17 protein-coding genes are annotated in these 19,971 nt (G+C 71.2%); 9 read left to right on the top strand and 8 right to left on the bottom strand.

Annotated elements, in window-relative coordinates:
• Positions 1–3 precede the first annotated feature (3 nt).
• The 3 genes from AC5YDV_RS16275 to AC5YDV_RS16265 are packed head-to-tail and all read left to right on the top strand — an operon-like array spanning position 4 to position 4,087.
• Positions 4–2,841, top strand: coding sequence for an FAD-binding and (Fe-S)-binding domain-containing protein (locus AC5YDV_RS16275; protein ID WP_496184577.1), 2,838 nt, complete (start codon positions 4–6; stop codon positions 2,839–2,841).
• Positions 2,838–3,389, top strand: coding sequence for an NUDIX hydrolase (locus AC5YDV_RS16270; protein WP_496184576.1), 552 nt, complete (start codon positions 2,838–2,840; stop codon positions 3,387–3,389). The genes AC5YDV_RS16275 and AC5YDV_RS16270 overlap by 4 nt, the downstream gene beginning before the upstream one ends.
• A gap of 8 nt (positions 3,390–3,397) precedes the next feature.
• Complete coding sequence (locus AC5YDV_RS16265; protein WP_496184575.1) at positions 3,398–4,087, top strand: phosphatase PAP2 family protein; 690 nt, start codon at positions 3,398–3,400, stop codon at positions 4,085–4,087.
• Between the two features lie 6 nt (positions 4,088–4,093).
• On the opposite strand, the gene AC5YDV_RS16260 is transcribed toward AC5YDV_RS16265, so the two are convergent.
• On the bottom strand, positions 4,094–4,843 hold the full coding sequence (locus AC5YDV_RS16260) for a DsbA family protein (protein ID WP_496184574.1): 750 nt from the start codon (positions 4,841–4,843) through the stop codon (positions 4,094–4,096).
• 66 nt (positions 4,844–4,909) lie between these two features.
• Here AC5YDV_RS16260 and ettA point away from each other — a divergent pair, with 66 nt between their 5' ends.
• A complete protein-coding gene (gene ettA / locus AC5YDV_RS16255; RefSeq protein ID WP_496184573.1) occupies positions 4,910–6,592 on the top strand; it encodes an energy-dependent translational throttle protein EttA in 1,683 nt (560 codons plus the stop codon).
• A gap of 66 nt (positions 6,593–6,658) precedes the next feature.
• On the opposite strand, the gene AC5YDV_RS16250 is transcribed toward ettA, so the two are convergent.
• A complete protein-coding gene (locus AC5YDV_RS16250; protein ID WP_496184609.1) occupies positions 6,659–6,982 on the bottom strand; it encodes a 2Fe-2S iron-sulfur cluster-binding protein in 324 nt (107 codons plus the stop codon).
• A 48-nt stretch (positions 6,983–7,030) separates the two neighbouring features.
• On the bottom strand, positions 7,031–7,537 hold the full coding sequence (locus AC5YDV_RS16245; protein ID WP_496184572.1) for a single-stranded DNA-binding protein: 507 nt from the start codon (positions 7,535–7,537) through the stop codon (positions 7,031–7,033).
• Positions 7,538–7,674: 137 nt separating this feature from the next.
• Here AC5YDV_RS16245 and AC5YDV_RS16240 point away from each other — a divergent pair, with 137 nt between their 5' ends.
• Positions 7,675–8,235 carry a YceI family protein gene (locus AC5YDV_RS16240; protein ID WP_496184571.1) on the top strand — a complete coding sequence of 187 codons (561 nt, stop codon included), beginning with the start codon at positions 7,675–7,677 and terminating at the stop codon, positions 8,233–8,235.
• A gap of 29 nt (positions 8,236–8,264) precedes the next feature.
• On the opposite strand, the gene AC5YDV_RS16235 is transcribed toward AC5YDV_RS16240, so the two are convergent.
• The 4 genes from AC5YDV_RS16235 to AC5YDV_RS16220 are packed head-to-tail and all read right to left on the bottom strand — an operon-like array spanning position 8,265 to position 14,135.
• Positions 8,265–9,875, bottom strand: a complete 1,611-nt coding sequence (locus tag AC5YDV_RS16235; protein WP_496184570.1) for a GTPase — start codon at positions 9,873–9,875, stop codon at positions 8,265–8,267.
• Positions 9,865–11,706, bottom strand: a complete 1,842-nt coding sequence (locus tag AC5YDV_RS16230; RefSeq protein WP_496184569.1) for an ABC transporter — start codon at positions 11,704–11,706, stop codon at positions 9,865–9,867. The genes AC5YDV_RS16235 and AC5YDV_RS16230 overlap by 11 nt, the downstream gene beginning before the upstream one ends.
• Positions 11,707–11,712: 6 nt before the next feature.
• Positions 11,713–13,095, bottom strand: coding sequence for a PrsW family intramembrane metalloprotease (locus AC5YDV_RS16225; protein WP_496184568.1), 1,383 nt, complete (start codon positions 13,093–13,095; stop codon positions 11,713–11,715).
• 32 nt (positions 13,096–13,127) lie between these two features.
• Positions 13,128–14,135 carry an ABC transporter substrate-binding protein gene (locus tag AC5YDV_RS16220; protein ID WP_496184567.1) on the bottom strand — a complete coding sequence of 336 codons (1,008 nt, stop codon included), beginning with the start codon at positions 14,133–14,135 and terminating at the stop codon, positions 13,128–13,130.
• A gap of 123 nt (positions 14,136–14,258) precedes the next feature.
• On the opposite strand from AC5YDV_RS16220, the gene AC5YDV_RS16215 reads away from it, so the two are divergent.
• The 4 genes from AC5YDV_RS16215 to AC5YDV_RS16200 are packed head-to-tail and all read left to right on the top strand — an operon-like array spanning position 14,259 to position 18,224.
• Positions 14,259–15,332 (top strand): FecCD family ABC transporter permease, encoded by a 1,074-nt coding sequence (locus tag AC5YDV_RS16215; RefSeq protein WP_496184566.1) that lies wholly within the window; start codon positions 14,259–14,261, stop codon positions 15,330–15,332.
• Positions 15,329–16,444, top strand: a complete 1,116-nt coding sequence (locus AC5YDV_RS16210) for a FecCD family ABC transporter permease (protein WP_496184565.1) — start codon at positions 15,329–15,331, stop codon at positions 16,442–16,444. The genes AC5YDV_RS16215 and AC5YDV_RS16210 overlap by 4 nt, the downstream gene beginning before the upstream one ends.
• Positions 16,441–17,253 carry an ABC transporter ATP-binding protein gene (locus AC5YDV_RS16205; protein WP_496184564.1) on the top strand — a complete coding sequence of 271 codons (813 nt, stop codon included), beginning with the start codon at positions 16,441–16,443 and terminating at the stop codon, positions 17,251–17,253. The genes AC5YDV_RS16210 and AC5YDV_RS16205 overlap by 4 nt, the downstream gene beginning before the upstream one ends.
• Positions 17,250–18,224: a siderophore-interacting protein gene (locus tag AC5YDV_RS16200; protein WP_496192528.1), complete on the top strand. Its 975-nt coding sequence runs from the start codon at positions 17,250–17,252 to the stop codon at positions 18,222–18,224. Before AC5YDV_RS16205 ends, AC5YDV_RS16200 begins: the two co-directional genes overlap by 4 nt.
• A 264-nt stretch (positions 18,225–18,488) precedes the next feature.
• On the opposite strand, the gene AC5YDV_RS16195 is transcribed toward AC5YDV_RS16200, so the two are convergent.
• Positions 18,489–19,859, bottom strand: coding sequence for an IS1380 family transposase (locus AC5YDV_RS16195; protein WP_496182203.1), 1,371 nt, complete (start codon positions 19,857–19,859; stop codon positions 18,489–18,491).
• Between the last annotated feature and the right edge of the window lie 112 nt (positions 19,860–19,971).

Genomic DNA, 19,971 nt, shown 5'->3' with positions numbered 1-19,971 from the left:
GAGGTGTCCACCGTCGCCACCGCCTCGATCCCGGGCCTGGACGAGTCATCGCTGACCCGGGCCCTCTACTCCACGGATGCGTCCCTCTACCGGGTCGTCCCCCAGGGCGTGGCCCACCCGCGGACGACGGCTGAGCTGGAGGCCGTCGTGGACGCCGCCCGCTCGGCCCGTGTGCCCCTCACCACCCGCGGCGCCGGGACGTCGTGCGCCGGGAACGCCGTCGGGCCGGGCGTCGTCGTGGACGTCGCGCGCCACCTCACCCGGATCCACGCCATCGACGCCGCGGCACGGACGGCCGTGGTCGATCCGGGTGTCGTCCAGGACGTGCTCTCCCGCGCGGCGCAGGAGGTGGGTCTGCGCTACGGACCCGACCCCTCCACCTTCACGCGCTGCACCGTCGGCGGCATGATCGGCAACAACGCCTGCGGCCCCCGCGCGCTCGGGTACGGCCGCTCATCCGACAACGTCGTCGCGCTCGAGGTCATCACCGGGACCGGGGAGCGCCTCACCCTCGACTCGCGCACCGACCTCACGGCGTCCGACTCGCCCACCCTGCGCGCTCTCCACGACCTCGTCAGGGCGAACCTCGGCACCATCCGCACCCAGTTCGGCACGTTCTCCCGCCAGGTGTCGGGCTACTCCTTGGAGTGGCTCCTGCCCGAGAACGGGTTCGACGTCGCCAAGTTCTTCGCCGGCTCCGAAGGCACCCTCGGGGTCATCACGCAGGCGACGGTCCGCCTCGTCGCGGACGCCCCGTACAAGACGATGCTGGCCCTGGGCTACCCGTCCATGCCGGAGGCGGCGGACGCCATGCCCGCGATCCTGCCGTTCTCGCCGACCGCCGTCGAGGGCATGGATCGCCGCATCGTCGACGTGGTCGCCCGCAAGCTGGGCGTGGACGCCGTTCCCCGCCTGCCCGAGGGGGACGGCTGGATCTTCGTCGAGCTCGTCGGTGACGACCCGGACGCGCTGGCCGAGCGGGCCCGCGGGCTGCTCGCGGCGTCCGGGTGCCTCGACGGCGAGGTCGTGGACGATCCGGTGGTCACCGCCTCCCTGTGGAAGATCCGCTCCGACGGTGCCGGCCTGGCCGGTGTCAGCCTGTCCCGACCGGCCTACGCGGGCTGGGAGGACTCCGCCGTCCCGCCCGCGAAGCTGGGCGCCTACCTGCGCGACCTGGACGCCCTGCTGGCCAAGCACGACCTCGAGGGCCTGCCGTACGGCCACTTCGGCGACGGCTGCGTGCACTGCCGCATCGACTTCCCGCTGACCCAGGTCGGCGATGGCGCGGCCCGCTACCGCGTGTTCATCGAGGAGGCCGCCGACCTGGCGGCGTCCTACGGCGGGTCCATGTCGGGCGAGCACGGCGACGGACGGGCACGCTCCGAACTGTTGCCCCGCATGTACTCCCCCGAGGCTCTGGAGCTGTTCGCGGCCGTCAAGCACATCTTCGACCCCGACAACCTGCTCAACCCCGGCGTCCTGGTCGACCCGGCACCCATCGACGCCGACCTGCGCGCGCCGGCCGTCCGGAACTCGCCGCTGTTCCGCACCCACCGCCCGTTCGTCGACGACGTGCACCGCTGCACCGGCGTCGGCAAGTGCGTCGCGTCGACCGGCTCCAACGTGATGTGCCCGAGCTGGCAGGCGACCCGCGAGGAGAAGGACTCCACCCGCGGTCGGGCGCGCATCCTGCAGGAGATGGTCAACGGCACGCTGGTGACCGACGGGTGGCGCTCCGCCGAGGTGCACGAGGCCCTCGACCTCTGCCTCTCCTGCAAGGGCTGCTCGCGCGACTGCCCCACCGGCACGGACATGGCCGCCTACAAGTCGCGCGTCCAGTACGAGGCGTTCAAGGGTCGTCTCCGGCCCCGCGACCACTACACCATGGGCTGGCTGCCGATGTGGGGGCGCCTCGTGTCCTCCCAACCGGTGCTCCCCCGCATCATGAACCTGTTCATGCAGACCCCCGGGCTCAACACGGTCGTCAAGGCCGTCGCCGGCATCGACCAGCACCGCGGCATGCCCCGCTTCGCCCGGCGTTCCAACAAGGAGGTGGCCCGCAGGGAGGTCGCCGGCGTGGTCTCGCGTCGCGAGCTCCGGGGCTCGGCCGGTGGATCCGTCGCGGACAAGGGCGAGGTCGTGCTCTGGGTCGACTCGTTCTCCGACGCGTTCGAGGGCGACCACGTCGTCGCCATGGCCGGGCTGCTCATCGCCAACGGGTGGACGCCGCGGCTGCTCGAGCGCAAGGCCTGTTGCGGCCTGACCTGGATCACCACCGGCCAGCTGGACGGCGCGACCAAGGAGCTCCGCAACGCCACCGACGTGCTGCACCCCTACGTTTCGCGCGGCGTGAAGGTCGTCGGCACCGAGCCGTCCTGCATCGCCGTCTGGCGTTCGGACGCCCTGGAACTCCTCCACGACGACGAGCGCGTGGCCCAGGTCGCCAGCTCGGTGAAGACCCTGGCCGAGTTCCTGGCCGAGGACCCCGACTTCCGCATGCCCGACCTCTCGGGCCACACGGTGGTCGCGCAGCCGCACTGCCACGAGGCCTCGGTCATGGGCTGGGCGGCCGAGCAGCGCCTGCTCAAGGCGTCGGGGGCGAACCTCGTGCGCGTCACGGGCTGCTGCGGACTGGCCGGCAACCACGGCATGATCGACGGCCACTACGACTTCTCGGTGAAGGTGTTCGAGACCAACCTCGGCCCCGCCCTGGACGCCGCCGGCCCCGACGCGATCGTCCTCGCCGACGGGTTCTCCTGCCGCACCCAGCTGCAGGACCTCCAGGGCCGTCAGGCCCTCACGTTCGCCGAACTCGTCGTGGCCCACACCGTCCACGCATGAGCCTGCACGCGGACGCCGTCGCGACCCTGACCGGCTGGGCGGCCCCGTCACCCAGCCAGGCGGCGCTCGCCCAGGCCTACCTCGCCTTCCTCGCCGCGCGCCCGGACGCCTGCGCACGCAGCTGCACCCCCGGCCACCTGACGGCGTCCGCGGTGGTGTTCAGCCACGACCACTCCTCGGTGGCGTTGCTGCTGCACGGAATCGTGGGCGCCTGGCTCCAGCCGGGGGGCCACCTCGAGGCGTCCGACTCCACGCTCGCGGACGCGGCGCGCCGCGAGGTGCGCGAGGAGCTGGGGCTGGAGGTCGACCTGGACCCCACGCCGGTGACGCTCGACTGCCATCCGATCACCTGTCGGGGGTACACCGAGACGACCCGGCACCTGGACGTGAGGTTCGTGGCCCGGGCCTTGCCCGGTGCCGAACTGGTCATCTCGGACGAGTCCCACGCGGTCCGGTGGTGGCCCGTGGACGCCCTGCCCGACACGGTGTTCGACGAGGTGCGCGAACTCGTGCGGGCCGGCGCTCGGCGCTTGGCGGCCGGGCCCTAGACTGCGGCATGGCCTCCTTCCTGCACCGGTACGTCGACGATCCCTCCGAGCCGAGCAAGGGGGCGTATTGGCGCGACATCGCCGTCCGCGGCCTCCTCCCCGCCCTGCTGCTGCTCGTGGTCGTGGTGCTGGTGGGCCGATTCGTCCTGCCGCCCAGCGGAGTGGCGGGCGAGGACGCGGTGAACCGCGCCCTCCAGGCGGGCCGGACGCCGGCGTCCGACCTGGTCGTCTACACCGTGTCGCACGCCGCCGGCGTGGTCGGAGCCCCGCTCACCGCGCTCGTGGCGTTCTTCGTGATCCGCCGCGCGACGCGCCAGTGGTGGCTCGCCCTCCTGCCGCTCGTGTCGGTCGCCCTGGAGGCACTCGTCTACCAGTCAGCCGTGTTCCTGGTCGGGCGTCCCCGCCCCGAGGGCGTCGAACAGCTCGACTTCGGATTGCCGGACGGAAGCTTCCCCAGTGGCCACGTCGGGGCGTCCGCCTGCCTCATGCTCGTCTTCAGCCTGCTGGTCCTGAGCTCGGGGCGCTCCTGGGCGCGGAAGGTCGGCGTGCCGACGTTCGGGGTGGTCTGGGTGTTCGCGGTGGCGCTCTCGCGCCTCTACCTGGGCATGCACCACGTCAGCGACACCGTCGTCGGGGCCGCCATCGGCATCGTGTGCGCCCTCATCGGGTGGGGAGCGTTGCGCCGGGCCCCCCACTGACCAGCGTCAGCGCTTGGCCTCGGCCTCGATCGTCGCGGTGAAGACGTCCACGGGCTGGGCGCCGTTGATGGCCTGGCCGCCGACGACGAAGAACGGCGTCCCGGTGATGCCCAGTTGCTGGGCCTCCCGGGTGTCGGCCTGGACGGCCTGGGCCAAGGTCGGGTCGTCGAGAGCGGCCTCGAAGGCCGCCATGTCGGGCACTCCCGCCTGCGTCGCGAACTCGAGCAGCTTGGCCCGGTCGATCTCCGGGTGACCGCTCTCCGGGGCGTTGCCGTAGACCGCCTCCTGGTACTCCCAGAACTTGCCCTGCAGGCCGGCCGCGCGCGCGGCGACGGCGGCGTTCGTGGACTCGTCCCCGAACAGCACCAGGTCGCGGAACTCGATGCGGAGGGTGCCGTCGTCCACGTAGCGCTGCAACTCGGGGAGGGTGGTCTCGTGCCAGCGTGCGCAGTACGGGCACCGGTAGTCGGACCAGTTGGTGAGGACGACCTTGGCGTCCACCTTGCCGAGGGCGAGCGCATCGTCCGCCTGGCGCCGGGGCAGGGCGAGGAGGTACTGCTCCAACTCCGCGGCGGCCGAGGCGTCCGGCGAGGGTGCGCTCTCGGCGGCTGCGGCATCGGTCGTCGTCGCGGACGGGGCCGAGGGCGGGGTGGCCTGCTGCTTCGGCGTGAAGCTGAACTGGGTCCCGACGACGAACGCCAGGACGACGGAGACGACCCACATGGCGGCCAGGAGTGCCTTGCGCTGCGACGACATGCCTGCCACGGTAGCCGCTCCCTATACTGGGGCCCGATTCCATCCCATTCCAAGCAAGGACGGTTCATGCCCGAGTTCGTGTTCACCATGCACAACGTGCGCAAGTCGTTGGGTGAGAAGCTCATCCTCGACAACGTCACGTTGTCGTTCTACGAGGGCGCCAAGATCGGCGTCGTCGGCCCCAACGGCGCCGGCAAGTCGACGCTGCTGAAGATCATGGCCGGCCTGGAGAAGCCCAACAACGGCGACGCGATGCTCGGCAAGGGCAAGACCGTCGGCATCCTCCTGCAGGAGCCGCCCCTGACCGAGGGCAAGACGGTCATGGAGAACGTCCAGGAGGCCGTGGCCGGCACTCTGGCCAAGGTCGAGCGCTTCAACGCGATCGGCATGGAGATGGCCGAGCCGGACGCCGACTTCGACGCGCTCATGTCCGAGATGGGCACCCTCCAGGAGGAGCTCGACCACCTCAACGCGTGGGACATCGAGTCCCAGCTCGAGCAGGCGATGGATGCCCTGCAGTGCCCCCCGGGTGAGACCGTCGTCGACGTGCTGTCCGGTGGTGAGCGCCGTCGCGTCGCCATGGTCAAGCTCCTGCTCCAGCAGCCCGACCTGCTGCTCCTGGACGAGCCCACCAACCACCTGGACGCCGAGAGCGTGAACTGGCTGGAGGGTCACCTCAAGGCCTACCCGGGAGCCGTCCTGGCCGTCACCCACGACCGGTACTTCCTCGACAACGTCGCCGAGTGGATCTGCGAGATCGACCGCGGCAAGCTTCACCCCTACGAGGGCAACTACTCCACCTACTTGGAGACCAAGCGTTCGCGCCTGCAGATCGAGGGCAAGAAGGACGCCAAGCGCGCCAAGATCCTCGAGCGCGAGCTCGAGTGGGTGCGGGCCAACCCGAAGGCGCGTCAGGCCAAGAACCGCGCCCGCCTCGCCCGCTACGAGGAACTCGCGGCGGAGGCCGAGAAGAACCGGCAGATCGACCCGGCGGAGATCAACATTCCGCCGGGCCCCCGCCTGGGCTCGGACGTGCTCGAGGCCATCAACCTCACCAAGGGCTTCGGCGACCGCGTCCTCATCGACAACCTGTCCTTCACGCTCCCCCGCGCCGGCATCGTCGGCATCATCGGGCCCAACGGCGTCGGCAAGACCACGCTGTTCAAGATGGTCACCGGCGCCGAGGAGCCCGACTCCGGCGAGCTCAAGGTCGGCAAGACCGTGTCGTTCAGCTACGTCGACCAGAACCGCTCCGGCATCGACCCGAAGAAGAACGTGTGGGAGGTCGTCTCGGACGGGCTGGACCACATCAAGGTCGCCAACTTCGAGATGCCGTCCCGCGCCTACGTGGCCTCCTTCGGCTTCAAGGGCCCCGACCAGCAGAAGCTCGCGGGCGTTCTGTCCGGCGGTGAGCGGAACCGACTGAACCTCGCCCTCACCCTGAAGCAGGGCGGCAACGTGCTGCTGCTCGACGAGCCCACCAACGACCTGGATGTGGAGACGCTGCAGTCCCTGGAGGATGCCCTGCTGGAGTTCCCGGGTTGTGCCGTCGTGATCTCCCACGATCGGTGGTTCCTCGACCGCGTGGCCACGCACATCCTCGCGTGGGAGGGCAACGACGAGAACGAGGCCAACTGGTTCTGGTTCGAGGGCAACTTCGCCGACTACGAGGCGAACAAGGTCCAGCGCCTGGGCGTCGAGGCCGCCCGTCCGCACGCCTCCAAGCACCGCCGGCTGAAGCGCGACTGACCTCGCGGTCTGCACGACAAGGACGCCCCGGGCGCGCTCACCGCGCGTCCGGGGCGTCCCGGTTGATCAGCCGTCGTTGCGGACGAACTTCATCGCGTAGTCGAACACCTTCGTGATCACGAAGTCGTCCTGGGCGCCGGTGGAGGCGGTGCGCAGCAGGTCGGCGACCTCGGCGTCCGACTTGGCCTCAACCAGCGCCGCATCGGGGCTTCCCTCGAGGTAGCGGCGGAAGTGTCCGGCGAGCTTGGCGTCCGGGACGTCCTTGACGATGTCCCACAGGTCCGCCTCGCCGGCCACGATGCCGACCTCGCAGGTGCCGCACAAGCCTTCGCGGCACTCCGCGTAGAGCGCGACGCCTGCGTCCTCGGGCCAGTGCCGGGTAAACGCGATGAAGGGTCGGGAGGGGACGGCAGGGAACCGTCCCCTCCCGACCCCCGGTCAGGCGTCGACGCCCAGGGGTTCCGACTCGTGCACGACACCGTCGGCGTCGATGGTTTCCCCCCGCGACAGGGAGGCGTACTGGGCCTCGATGTCTGCCAACCGCTCCGCCTCGTCGTCGGTGAGGTAGCCGGGCTCCTCCGGCTCGGGACGCGAGCGCGTCCGCTCGAACACGGCCTTGCCTCGCTTGAGGTTGTGCCCGACCCAGTCGGCCCTGATCGAGAACTCCTGCCTCTCGTTGCCCTGCTCGTCGCGCCACTTGTCGAGGCGCAGCTTGCCCTTGACGACGACCGCGTCGCCCTTGCTGAGGCTGTCGCGCGCGTGGACGGCCATCTGGCGCCAGCACGTGACCCTGAACCACATCGTGTTCAGCTCGACCCAGCCCTTCTCCTGGCGGTAACCCGGCGTCACGGCGACGCTGAACGTGGTGCGCCCCCCATAGATGGGGTGTTCCCGCCACTCCACGCCGTTGCCCACATTGCCCTCGATGATGATGTCTGCATCCATCTCGTGCCCCTTCCTGTCCTTTGGTGGCCGGTACGACAATGGGCGGAACGCGCTAACGTTGGTCAGTCGCTTCCGGCGCCTGTGGACAGAGGGGGTCCGCATGCCCACCGGGCTGTGGACAGAAGGGATCTCACGTCGTGCTGCCACTGAACCAACTGGACGGGACCTACCACATCGACCCCGCCCACAGCAGCGTCGCCTTCGTCGCGCGGCACGCCGGCATCGCCAAGGTGCGGGGGACGTTCGAGTCCTTCCAGGGTTGGGCAGCGATCGACGGCTCCCATCCCGACTACTCGGCGCTCCTGGTCAGCGTCAAGGCCAGCAGCATCAACACCCGCGACCTCAACCGGGACGGCCACCTGCGCAGCCCCGACTTCTTCGACGTCGCGCGCTTCCCGGCCATCACCTACGTGGGCACGGACTTCCACATCCTCGACGACTCGCACGTCGAGGTCGTGGGCGACCTGACGGTCCGGGATGTGACCCGGCCCGTGCGGGTGACCTTCGAGTACGAGGGCGGCGCGAAGGATCCCTTCGGCAACCAGCGCATCGGCTTCACCGGCTCGACCACCATCAGCCGTGCGGAGTTCGGCCTGACCTGGAACGCCGTCCTGGAGACCGGCGGCGTCCTCGTCGGCGACACGGTCAAGCTGGAGTTCGAGGTCTCGGCCATCAAGCAGGCGGACGGCCCACGCTGAACCCGGGCGGTCCCCCATCCGGGGCACGCTCAGGCGGCCCGCTTCACGGCCTCGCGGGCGGCCGCCAGGCGATCGAGCTCGGCCTGGACGGGCTCCACCACCTCCACAGCGGTCACCCCTGCGACAGCCTCCATCAACGCACGACGCGCCTGCCTCGCCTTCACCCGAGCCCCGGCCTCCACGAAGACCCGGCTCAGCAGGGCCAGCACCACGGCACCCACGATGCCGCCGGCGACGAGCAGGGTCTGGACCGGCCAGCCCTGCCACGTGACCAGCGGCAGTTCGACGGGCGCCTGCAGCAGCGCGAACACCAGCGGGAGTGCCCACCAGGTCGCCCCCACCACGAGCGCCACCAACAGGATCCACTGCAGGATGGTGACGAGTACCCACCAGCCATGGCCCTGGTGCATGCGCAGGTCCGTCCCGGCGACGGCCCGGTCGAGCCGGTCCGCGAGGACCTTCTCGTTGCCGCGCGCGACCGCCTTGATCCGATCGGCCCAGCCCCGCGGGACGCCCTCGGTGGCGACATCGATCAGGCCGCGCAGCGAGGCGTCCAGACGGGCGCGCTGCACCGACGTGGCCTTCGGTAGCGACGTGCGGCTCACGTCGGTCGGGCTCAGTTCCTTCGGTGACAGCCCGACGCGCAGCTTGCGGAGCGGATCCGGCTTGAGCCTCTTCACCCACGTCACCAGCGGCCAGCCCGTGGCGATCGTCCCACGGTGCCGCCACGCCTTCAGGACGCCGTCCGTCACCACCGGGACGGCCGCGGCCTCGGCCATCGTCTCGTTGAGCCGGTCCACGGCGGCGCCGGTCAGGCGTGGCACCGGGTGGGACCCCAGTTCGGCCGCCATGAGCCGCGCTTGACGCGTGACGTCCGCCGAGAAGCGCTGGGTCTTGGCCGCCTTGGCACGGACCACCTCCTCCAGGAGGGCGCGCAATTCGGGGACGCCCTCGCCGGTCAGGACGGACGTCGCCAGCACGCGCGTCCTGCCCAGCCCCTCGGAGTCCAGCAGCCGGCGCAGGTCGGCCAGCGCATCGGCCCGCTGGGGACCGGTGAGCCGGTCGACCTGGTTCAGGACCACGACCATCACGTCGGCGTGGTCGGCCAGCGGCTTCAGGTAGCCGTCGTGCAGGGCGCCGTCCGCGTACTTCTGGGGGTCGACGACCCACACGAGCACGTCGACCAGTTCCACGAGGCGATCCACGGCCAGGCGGTGGGTCACCTCGGTCGAGTCGTGGTCGGGGAGATCGAGGAGGACGAGGTCGCGCAGCACCGAGTCCTCGGCCGACGCCACGAGGTGGCGCCGGTGGACACCGAGCCAGTCCAGGAGTTCCACGGGCTGCTCGGTGCCCCACGAGACGGCCATCGCCTCGCTCGTCGTCGGGCGCGTCACGCCGGTGCGCGCCAACTGGGTACCGGAGATGGCGTTGAGCGTCGAGGACTTGCCCGAGCCGGTGGCCCCGGCGAGCGCGACCACGGTGTGCTCGCCGGCGATGGACAGGCGGTGGCCGGCCCGGTCGACGACGGCGTCCGCGGCGTCGACCACCGCGTCCGGCAGCCTGCCACGGGTGAGGTCGATGGCCTCGTCGAGGGCCTGCAGCCGGACGGCGATGCTGGGCTCCTTGCGCCTACTGCCCATCACGCACCTCCACGCGGAACCCCTCCGCCTCGTCACGGGGGTCCAGGACGTCACCGGTCAGGGCCGGCGGCTCCCCTGTGCCCAACGCACGGTGGGCGGGGTCGAGCTCGGCTCGTCGGCTGCCGTGCAGGACGGGATCGCCGCCCCGTTGCTGCGCGAGCGCGGCGGCCGCGTCGCGCACCGCGTCCGCCCCGTCGGCGGCGACGCCGGTGTCGGCCAGAGCGCGCAGGTAGCGATCGAGCTCGGCGGCCATGAGGGCCTCGATGCGCTCGTCCAGGCGCTGCTTGGCCTGCTTGGCGAGCCGGCGCACGGCGTCCTCGCCGAACACGGCCTCGAGCAGGCGCTGCGCCAGCAGGGCCGTGCCGCCGGCCACACCGACCTCGGCACCGGTGAGCCCACCGGTCTGGCTGAACACCACGACCATCAGCGCGATGCCCAGGCCGTTGACGCCGAGGGCCAGGAAGCGGGCGGTGCTGCGCTTGGACGCCCCCACCTCGGAGACGATGTCCAGCACGTCGCCCTGCCAGTCACGGATCGCGCGGGACACCGCGGCATCGAATTCGACCGAGCTGTGGGACAGGTCCTCCCGGGCCGCGGACAGCACCTCTCGTCCCGCGGGGTGGGCGGCCCAGGCCGCCTCCGCCCGCTCGGCCGCCGCGTCGCCCTCCTCACGGACGAGCGCCTCGAGCCCGGACTCGACCGCCAGCTTCACCTCATTGGCCTCGGGGGGCTCGCCCTTGAAGGTGGCCATGATGCGGTCGCGGAGCCGCCCGATCCTCTGCTCGACGGCGCGCATGAACTCGCCCGTGCCGACGAAGTCCTGCCAGCGGGCCAGCACCTCGCCGCGCAGCAGCGTGCCGTCCGCCGTCTGGACGCCCACGGTGCGGACCGCCTCGGCGTAGCTCTTCTCGGCGTCGTTGCGGAGCTGGGCCAGCGCCTCGACCTGGTCGTCCACGGCCGCCGCCACCGCCGGGGAGCGGGTCACCAGCGACCCGATCGCGCCGTCGAGGGTCTGGAGGACGACGGCCTGCCGGCTGGCCTGGTCGGACGCCAGCGTGGCGAGCCACGTGCGGATGGGTGAGACCGCGGCGTCCGGGAGGATGCCCTGGTCGTCCAGCGTCGTCTCGGGGACGGCGAACAGCGGGGAGTTCGCCAATCCACGCTCGGTCATCAGGCGCCCCAGGTGGGCCGGCACCTCCCCCATCGCCGCCGGGGGAACACGATCCAGGACCACCGCCACGGCGGCGGCGCGCTCAGCGGCGGACCGCAGGTACTCCCAGGGCACGGCGTCCGCGTAGCGGGCCGCCGAGGTCACGAACAACCACAGGTCGGCAGCCGCCAGCAGCTGGGCGGCCAGCGTACGGTTCTCGGCCACCACGGAGTCGATGTCGGGCGCGTCCAGGAGCGCCAGCCCGCGAGGCAGGGACGGCTCGGACACCAACTGGAGGGTGCTGGTGTCGTGCGACGCGTCGAAGGAGCGCCCCAACCCGGGCAGGATGCGGTCGGACTGGAAGAACTCGAGGTCGTCGGGATGGTGGACGAGCACCGGGCTCCGCGTGGTGGGGCGGATGACACCCGGACGCGACACGACGCGTCCGACCAGCGCATTGACCAGCGTCGACTTGCCCGCGCCCGTGGACCCACCGATGACGGTGAGCAGGGGAGCCTCCAGCGAGGCGAGCCGCGGCAGGATGTAGTCGTCCAGCTGCGTGACCATCTCGCGGGCACTCCGCGCCGCGGCCTCACGTCCGGGCAGACCCAGCGGGAGCCTCGCCGACGCCAACGCCTCCCTGAGGGCCGTCAGCGCCTCGACCAGTGCCGCTGTGCTCATGCAGTTCTAACCTCTCGGTGGGGCCCACCGGGGATCCACCGGTGAGTACTGAGGCGAGCCTATCGGCATCGAAGCCGTTGTGGCAGGCACCTTCCCCCGGCGACGGAAGCGCTGCAGCACCTGCGGCAACCGCGGCAGCAGGAACTTCTGCACCGTCGGGTCGGTGACGGCGATCGGCCAGAGCTCCCGCGCGCGCGCCAGCAACTCGCGCTCCCGCCCCTGGCCCGCCCGGTCGATGACGCCCCGCGCCATCGAGTCCCGCAGGTGGACCAGTTCGGTGATCGTCCGCTGCAGTCGTACCGTCGCCCTCCACGCCAGCCACCCGCGGCTGATCGCGTTGAGGAGACTGTGCCAGCGCGTCCGTTGGCGGCTGAACGAGCCGACGGCCGAGTCCGGCAGCCAACCCATGGTGACGTAGTCGGTGAGTCGGTCCCGGTGGCGGCCACCCTCCGCCAGCAGCTGGCGGACGACGTGGATGGCCACGCTGAGCGTCACCAGCCAGCCGATGATCGCCATCCAGTTGGCGTCCATGCCGGTGCTGGCGAGGAAGTTGAAGACCATGTGTGCCAGCGCAGCGACCAGGTAGCCGGCCACCGGCGCGAGGATGCGGACGGTCTTGCTCGCCGACCGCAGGCCGATGACCAACGCGATGCCGGCGAGGACTGTGAACAACGGGTGGCCGAAGGCGGTCTTGAGCCCTCGCAGGAGGACGATCTCGGCCAGCGCGGCCTCGGGATCGCCGGCCTGGATGGTCGAGGAGGAGTACACGATCGCGCGACTGTAGTAGAGGATGTTCTCGGTGAACGCGAACCCGGCTCCGGACAGGCCCGCCAGCGCGACGCCCTGGATGCGGGAGACCAGCCGGTAGCGCAACGCCATGGCGATGAGGAACAGGATCGTGGCCTTCGTGGCCTCCTCGACGAACGGTGCGACGAACACGGCCGTGCGTGCGCCGGTGGCGGGGTCACCGTTGCCGACGATCGCCATCTCCTGCCCGGCCCACGTGTTGACCACCATGGACAGGGCCGTGGCGACCGACCCACCCCAGCCCAGCGCGAGCCACCACAGCGCCGGACGCAGGGGTCGGAAACGGTCGACCGCCAGGAACACGACGACCCACGCGGCGAGCGTCGGGAGGGCGAGTTGGGCCGAGCGCCGGATCGCCGACGCATTGAGGCCCGGGATGACGCCACCCTCGACCGGGGTCGACTGGATGGACGTCTGGTACATCCACGCCAGGCCTGCCGCGTAGATGATCGTCATGCCGAGCACCAGCCACGTCCAGGGGCTGGTGAGGAGGCGCATGGCCCAGTGCGGACGCGGCCCCTCGTCCTCGACCGGGAGGCCGTTGGCGCGGCGTTCGCGCAGGGCGATGTGGTCGAGACTCATGCGCCCTAGGGTAGTCGCGCCTCCTCCACCGATCACGGCAGGTGCGGGTCCACCCCGAACTCCTCCGCCAACCGTGTGAGGACGGCATGGGCGCCCTGGATACTGACCGATGTGGCGAAGGTGATGTCGTCGGCCGGCAGCACCTTGCCCTTCAGGCTCGCCCAGAGCGGGTTGGCCTGGAAGGCCGCCTGCTGCGCCCGTGACTTGTCCCCCTCGGCCGTTTCCTGCCCGAACGAGCTGACGATGACCAGCCCGGCGTCGGCCACGGTCAGCTGCTCCTGCGACAGGGGAACGAAGATCTTCTCCGTCGAGTCAGGCTGACCCTCGGGCCGGGGGATGCCCGCGTCGGCCATGATCTCGCCCAAGAAGGAACTCGACGAGTACAGCCGCGCCGTGTCCTCCCCGGCGAAGCGCAGGTACGAGTAGGTCAGGCCAGGGTTCTTCGCCATGATCTCCCCACCGACCTTCTCGGCGCGCTCCTCGTAGTCGGCGACCACCTTCTCGGCCCTGGCCTTGTCCCCCAGGGCGTCGCCGAGCGTCACGACGTTCTGCTTCCACGTGGGTCCGGTCGACACGGAGAAGATGGTCGGGGCGATCTTGGACAGCTGCCCGTAGAGCGCTTCATGGCGGACCTTCGCCGAGACGATCAGGTCCGGGCGCGTCTCGAGGATCTTGTCGAGGCTCGGTTCGGCCAGCGATCCGACATTGACCGCCTCCTTGGTTTGTGCGCTCACGTCGCCGAGGTAGGCCGGGAACGACTCGTCGCCCTTGCGGTAAATCGTGTACCCGACCACGTCGGCGCCCAGCACGAGCGCGGCGTCGGTGTAGCTCGGGTCGAGCGTGACGATGCGCTTGGGGGCGTTCTCCAGCTCGGTGCTCCCCATCGCATGCGTGATCGTCTTGGGGAAGCCGGACTGCCCCGCCGTCGGGGCCGTGCCCGCGGGGGTGGCCGGCGCTGCGGCACAGCCTGCGAGCACCAGGGCTCCTGACAGGAGGACGGCAGTGGAGGCGAGGGCGTGGCGAATGCGGTGTCGGATCATGAAGGTCCTTCCGTGGGTGGCCCAGTGGGCTGAAGTTAGGTTAGGTTTGCCTAACCGTCGCCGCACTCTATACTCATCGCTGAATTGCGCATAATCGGCGTGTCCAAATTCTGAGGAGGGACGTTGGGTCCGCACCCGGGCGTCACGGCAGCGGTGCCGGCGACCACCGCCATGGCCGCGCCACCGCCACTGTGGCGGGTCCGTCGCCGACCCGCACTGGGTCTCTGCCTGGGGTTGGGACTGGTCGCAGCCTCCCTGCTCGTCAGCCTCGCCTTCGGCGGCCGGCCCACGTCGCTGGCCGAGTTGTGGCATGCGCTGGCCACCCCGACCGGGACCGTCGCCGATGTGGCCATCCGCGACCTCCGCTGGCCCCGTACACTCAACGCCTTGGCCGTGGGCGCGGCCGTCGGGGTCGCCGGCACCCTCGCGCAGGGACACACCCGCAACCCGATCGCGGACCCGGGCCTGCTCGGCATCTACCCGGGCGCCGCGCTGGCCGTGGTCGCAGGGTCGATGCTGCTCGGCCCAGCCGGCACCGCGGCCCACGTCCAGGCGGCTCTGGCCTTCTCGGGAGCGGTCGTGGCCTGCCTGGTCGTCGTCGCGGTGGGCTCCGCAACCCGGCACGGCAGCACCGTGCTGAGCCTCGTGCTGGCCGGGGCAGCGGTGTCGGCCCTCACGCAGGGCGTCGTGTCGGTCATCGTGCTCAGCAACGATGCGGCACTGGACACACTCCGGTTCTGGCAGCTGGGTTCCGTGGCCGTGCGCGGCTCGATGTTGCCGGACGTGTCCCCGCTCATCGCCGTCGGCCTCGTGCTGGCGGCCGCCAACATCGCCCCGCTCAACGCCCTGGCCCTGGGCGAGGACACCGCACGCGCGCTCGGGGTGGCCGTCGGTCGTGCCCGATTGCTGGGCCTGGCCGCCCTCGGCGTGCTGGCGTCCGCGGCCGTCGTGCTCGCCGGGCCCCTGGCCTTCGCCGGGCTGCTCGTCCCGCACCTGGCCCGCGGCACCGTGGGTCCCGACTACCGCTGGCAACTTCCGGCGAGCGCCTTGCTGGGCTCCGCCGTCCTGCTGTTGACGGACACGGCCGGCCGGGTCATCGCGCGTCCCGGGGAGCTGCCGGTCGGCGTGGTGCTGGCCGTCGTGGGCGCACCGTTCTTCGTGCACCTGGCCCGCCGCCGCCGGTTGGTGTCCCTGTGACGGCCTTGCGGCAAGGGGCTCGCGACACCGCGTGGGGACCCGCGCCGGGCACCCGGGTGTGGCGGTCACCGTCGGCGTCCGTCGTCGTCAGCCCCCGCGTGGCGGCGTGGACCGCGGGCATCGTCCTCGTCCTCGCCGCGGTCACGCTCGCCCACCTGCTGTGGGCCGGCCGTCCCATGACGGTGCCCGAGGTGATCGGTGGCCTGGCGGGTGACCAGGCGACGCCCCGCGCGGTTCGGCTGGCGGTCGTCGAGTTCCGGCTGCCGCGCACCGTGGCAGGGGCCGTGGCGGGAGCCTGCCTGGCTGTCGCCGGGGCGCTCACGCAGACGGTCGCGCGCAACCCGTTGGCGACTCCCGAGATCCTCGGCGTGACCAGCGGGGCCGCGACCGGCGCCGTGGCGGTGCTCGTCCTGGCGGGCGCCGGGCACGGCGGCGCCAGTGGGTTCGCGGCCGCCGTCGGCATGCCCGTGGCGGCGGCGCTCGGGGCACTGGCGACCGGTGCCGCCGTCTTCCTGCTGACCCGGCGGCGCAGCGGCCGGGAATTCGACTCGATGCGCCTGGTCCTGGTGGGACTCGGGTTCAGCGGGCTCGCCTCGAGCCTGACCACGTGGCTGCTGACCCTCGGCGACGTGAGCAACGCCGGCCAGGCGCTCACGTGGATGATGGGGTCGCTCAACGGTCGGGACTGGGGTGCCGTGCTGCCGTCGCTGGCGGCGTCCGTGCCGCTGTTGGCCCTGGCCGCTGGGGCCGGTCCGTGGTTGGCTCTCAGCTCGTTCGACGACGACACGGCTCGCAGCCTCGGTCTGCCACTGTCGTGGAGCCGCCCCGCGTTGGTTGGCCTCGCGATCCTGCTCACGGCAGTCGGGACGGTGCTCGCGGGACCGATCGCGTTCGTCGCGCTGATGTGCCCGCTGGTGGCGCGCGCCCTCGCGGGGAGCGCCCTGCCGCCCCTGGCCCTGACGGCCGCCATCGGCGCCACCTTCGTCGTGGCGTGCGACCTCCTCGCCGGCTTCCTCCTCCCCCACGCCATCCCTGTCGGCGCGTTCACCACCGTGTTGGGCGGGCCCGTCCTGATCGCCCTCGTCCACCGCAGCCAGAGGAAGGCACCATGACCATGGCACCGGACGTCGCCCCCGCTCCCCCACTCGCCGCTTCGGGTCTTCGGCTGGGTTTCGACGGGCGCACCGTCGTGCACCCCCTCGACCTCGCCTTCGAGCACGGCACCGTGACGTCCATCATCGGTCCCAACGGCTGCGGCAAGTCGACGCTGCTGCGGGGGCTCGGCCGGCTGCTGCCCGCGCTCGGGGGCAGCGTCCTCCTGGAGGGCCAGGACATCACGACCCTGTCGTCGCGCCACATCGCCCAGCGCCTCAGTATCCTTCCCCAGTCCCCTGTCGCCCCCACCGGGCTCACCGTCGGTGAGCTGGTGGCCCGCGGACGGCACCCCCGCCAGCGCTGGTACCAACAGTTCTCCCGCGAGGACGCCGGCGCCGTGGCCGAGGCGTTGGCGGCGACCGACATCGCGGACGTGGCGGACGTGCCCCTCGACGAGCTGTCGGGCGGGCAGCGGCAGCGCGCGTGGATCTCGATGACGCTGGCCCAGCAGACCGACACGATGCTGCTGGACGAGCCGACCACGTACCTCGACCTGGCCCATCAGGTCGAGGTCCTCGAGTTGGTGCGGCAGCTCAACCGCACCATGGGCCGCACGATCGTCATGGTGCTGCACGACGTGTCCCTGGCAGCCCTCTACTCGGACCGGATCGTGGCCATGCGCGACGGGCACGTCGTCGAGCATGGCGAACCCGACCGGGTCGTGACCCCCGACCTGCTGTGGGACGTGTTCAGGCTCCGGGCCGAGGTGATCGCCGAGCCCACCTTGGGCCGGCCCCACGTCCTGCCCCTCGGCGGTGGCCGGTGACGTCCGTGGCGTTGCGGCGCCGGACCGAGTCCCCGCGCCTGTTCCCGCTCACGGTGGCCTCCTGCACCGACCTCTCGCCCCACGTGCGGCGCGTCACGCTCACCGGGAAGTCCCTGCGCCGGTTCGGGACGCTGTCGGGCGCCACGTGGGACCTCCGGGTCAAGCTCGTCATCCCGGCTCCAGGACAGCCGCTGCCGGACGCCGTTGGCCTGCTCGCCGCGGCGGACGGTTGGCGGGCGGAATGGGCGCGCCTCCCGGACGCCGCCCGCGGTGACCTGCGCACCTACACGATCCGCGCTGCGCGGCTCGGGGGCGACCGGCCCGAGGTCGACATCGACGTGGTGCGCCACGGTGGCCCCCAAGGGCCCGCGGCACGCTGGTTCACCGGCCTCGCCGCAGGTGACCCGGCGCTCGTGGTCGGCCCCGACGCGGACGCACCGGAGGTCCCCGGCATCGAGTTCGACCCCGGCGACGCACGGCGTATCGTGCTCGCGGGCGACGAGACGGCGCTCCCGGCGATCTCCGGGATCCTGCATGACGCATCCGACGACCTCACCATCGACGCCTTCATCGAGGTGCCGACCGAGGCGGACGCCCTGCCGTTGCCGACCAAGGCCTCCGCGAGCGTCACCTGGTTGCCGCGCGGACCGGCCCCGGTGGGCCAGCGACTCGGCGAGGCACTGCGCCGGGCGCTCCCGTCGACGGCGGACGGCGGGAGCGAGCCCATCGTCGAGACCGGACCAGAACGCCCCATCGTCTGGGACACCCGCCAGTACCGGGCGCTGTACGCGACCGACGGGTCCGTCCCACGCAGCCGCGACGTCTACGTGTGGGTCGCCGGGGAGTCCGGGGTCGTCACCGACCTGCGGACACACCTTGTCCGGGATCGTGGGATGCCCCGCGACCACGTCGCGATCATGGGGTACTGGAAGCGCCCCCGGCCCGACTCGAACGGGCAACCATCGGACTAGATCAGACCCTACCCGCGAGCGTCCCTGGAGACCCCTGAAACCCCTTGTCGCCACGCTCAATATCGGGCATCAGCGGCGTTCCCCGTAGTGGCACCTAGGAACGGCAGCTAAACCTGAATCCACCGATTGACGTCTGAGGGTGTTTGTGCTTGTAGATGTGGTGTTCGGGCGACCGTGCGGTGGCTTTCGGGCAGGGGTGATCGCCCGGTCTGTCCGGGCTTTCCACTGGGGTTCCTTGGTCGTGACGGTCGGGGGCTACCGGGTTCAGGTGGTCATGACAGCGGTCCAGAGCCGCTGCCACCCGCTGGCCCAGGGCCAGCGGGTGGGCAGGTGCAGCCGTATTCGTCGTGCCGAGGTGGCTACCCGGGCCGGGGTGTGGATCAGGTGGGCGCGGATGGTCGCGGTCTCGGCCCGGGCGTACCGGCCGCCGGCGGTGACGCCGAGGGCGCGGGTGAGGTTGAACGCGATCGTGGCGATGGCGAGCCAGGCGGCGTTGGCGTTGAACGATTTCGACGGCAGATGGGCCAACGGGCCGGCTTTCAGATCGGCGAACACCTGCTCGATGACCGCGTGCCCCCGGTGTGTCTTCTCCGCCTCCACCAGAGGGGAGCTCTGGTTGGTGAACACCGCGTGGTAACGCCACACCTCGAACAAGCCATCCTGGGCAGCCGCGGCCAGCTTCTTGGTGTTGCGTTCGGGGACCCTGCGCACGATCAACCGGGCGGTGACCTGCCCGGTGGCCCCATACGAGGTGAACGCCGTGTAGCCGACTTCGGCGACCTCGGCCGAGGAGATCAACTCCCCAGTATCGGGGTCGGTGATCGCGTTCGGGTACACGATCGGGGTCCACGCCTGATCGTCGATGGTCGCGATCGCGGCACGGACCCCCTTGTTGAGCCGGGCACCGATCGAGAATTGGCAGCCGGCCTTCACGATCGCCGCGACCACAGACTGCTGGTAGTAGGCCGAATCCGCCCGGACCAGCACCTGCCCTGTGACCCCCGCTCGACGCAGGGTGGCGATCGCGTCACGGACCAGCCGCACCGCGCCGTGCGCCGACGCTGCTGCGCCCCGACGCAGCCGAGCGGCCACGATCACCGGTGCAACCTCCACCCCGGACACGGTCGCCAGTTGGGCGTTCAACCCGCGCACCCGGGTGTAACCGTGCTCGGCGCCCTGCTTGGAGCGGCCGTACACCGGTTTGATCGTGTCATCGACATCCAGCCACACGATCTGACTGTCGGGTAGCAGGCCCGGCACCCGGTCAGCCAGTCGGCACAAGGTGCGGGCGGCGACCGCGTCGAGTTGGCGGACGTGCCCGAACCGGATCGACCGCAGAAACGTGCCCAGCGTCGAGGGAGCCCGCACCCCACCGAACAGCTTGCCCATCGCCCCGTGACGCAGCACGTCCAAGTCGTCGATGCTGTCCGCGCCGGCCATCATCCCGGCCAACACCGAGGTCAGCTTCAACCCGGCGCAACCCTTCGCGCCGGGCACCGTCAACAACCTGTCAGCCAGCCCCGCCAGGCCGAGCTGGTCCGCAAGCGCGATCGCGGGCACCAGTCCAGCGGACCCGACCAAGTTCGGCTCATCGAACGATGCCGACATCCGACCAACAGTGTAAGACAGTTGCATCTCGGAAGTGCCCTTCTTGGCGGGAGCCACGGAACCTTAGACAAGTCCCATTCTCCCTTACCAGAGGGCATTTCCTCGTTTACCCCGCCCTCACAGAGATGGTGGATTCAGG

The organism is Propioniciclava sp. LT432 (genome assembly GCF_059515965.1).
The sequence above is the reverse complement of the archived record's forward strand: the minus strand, read 5'-3'. Positions and strand labels throughout refer to the sequence as shown.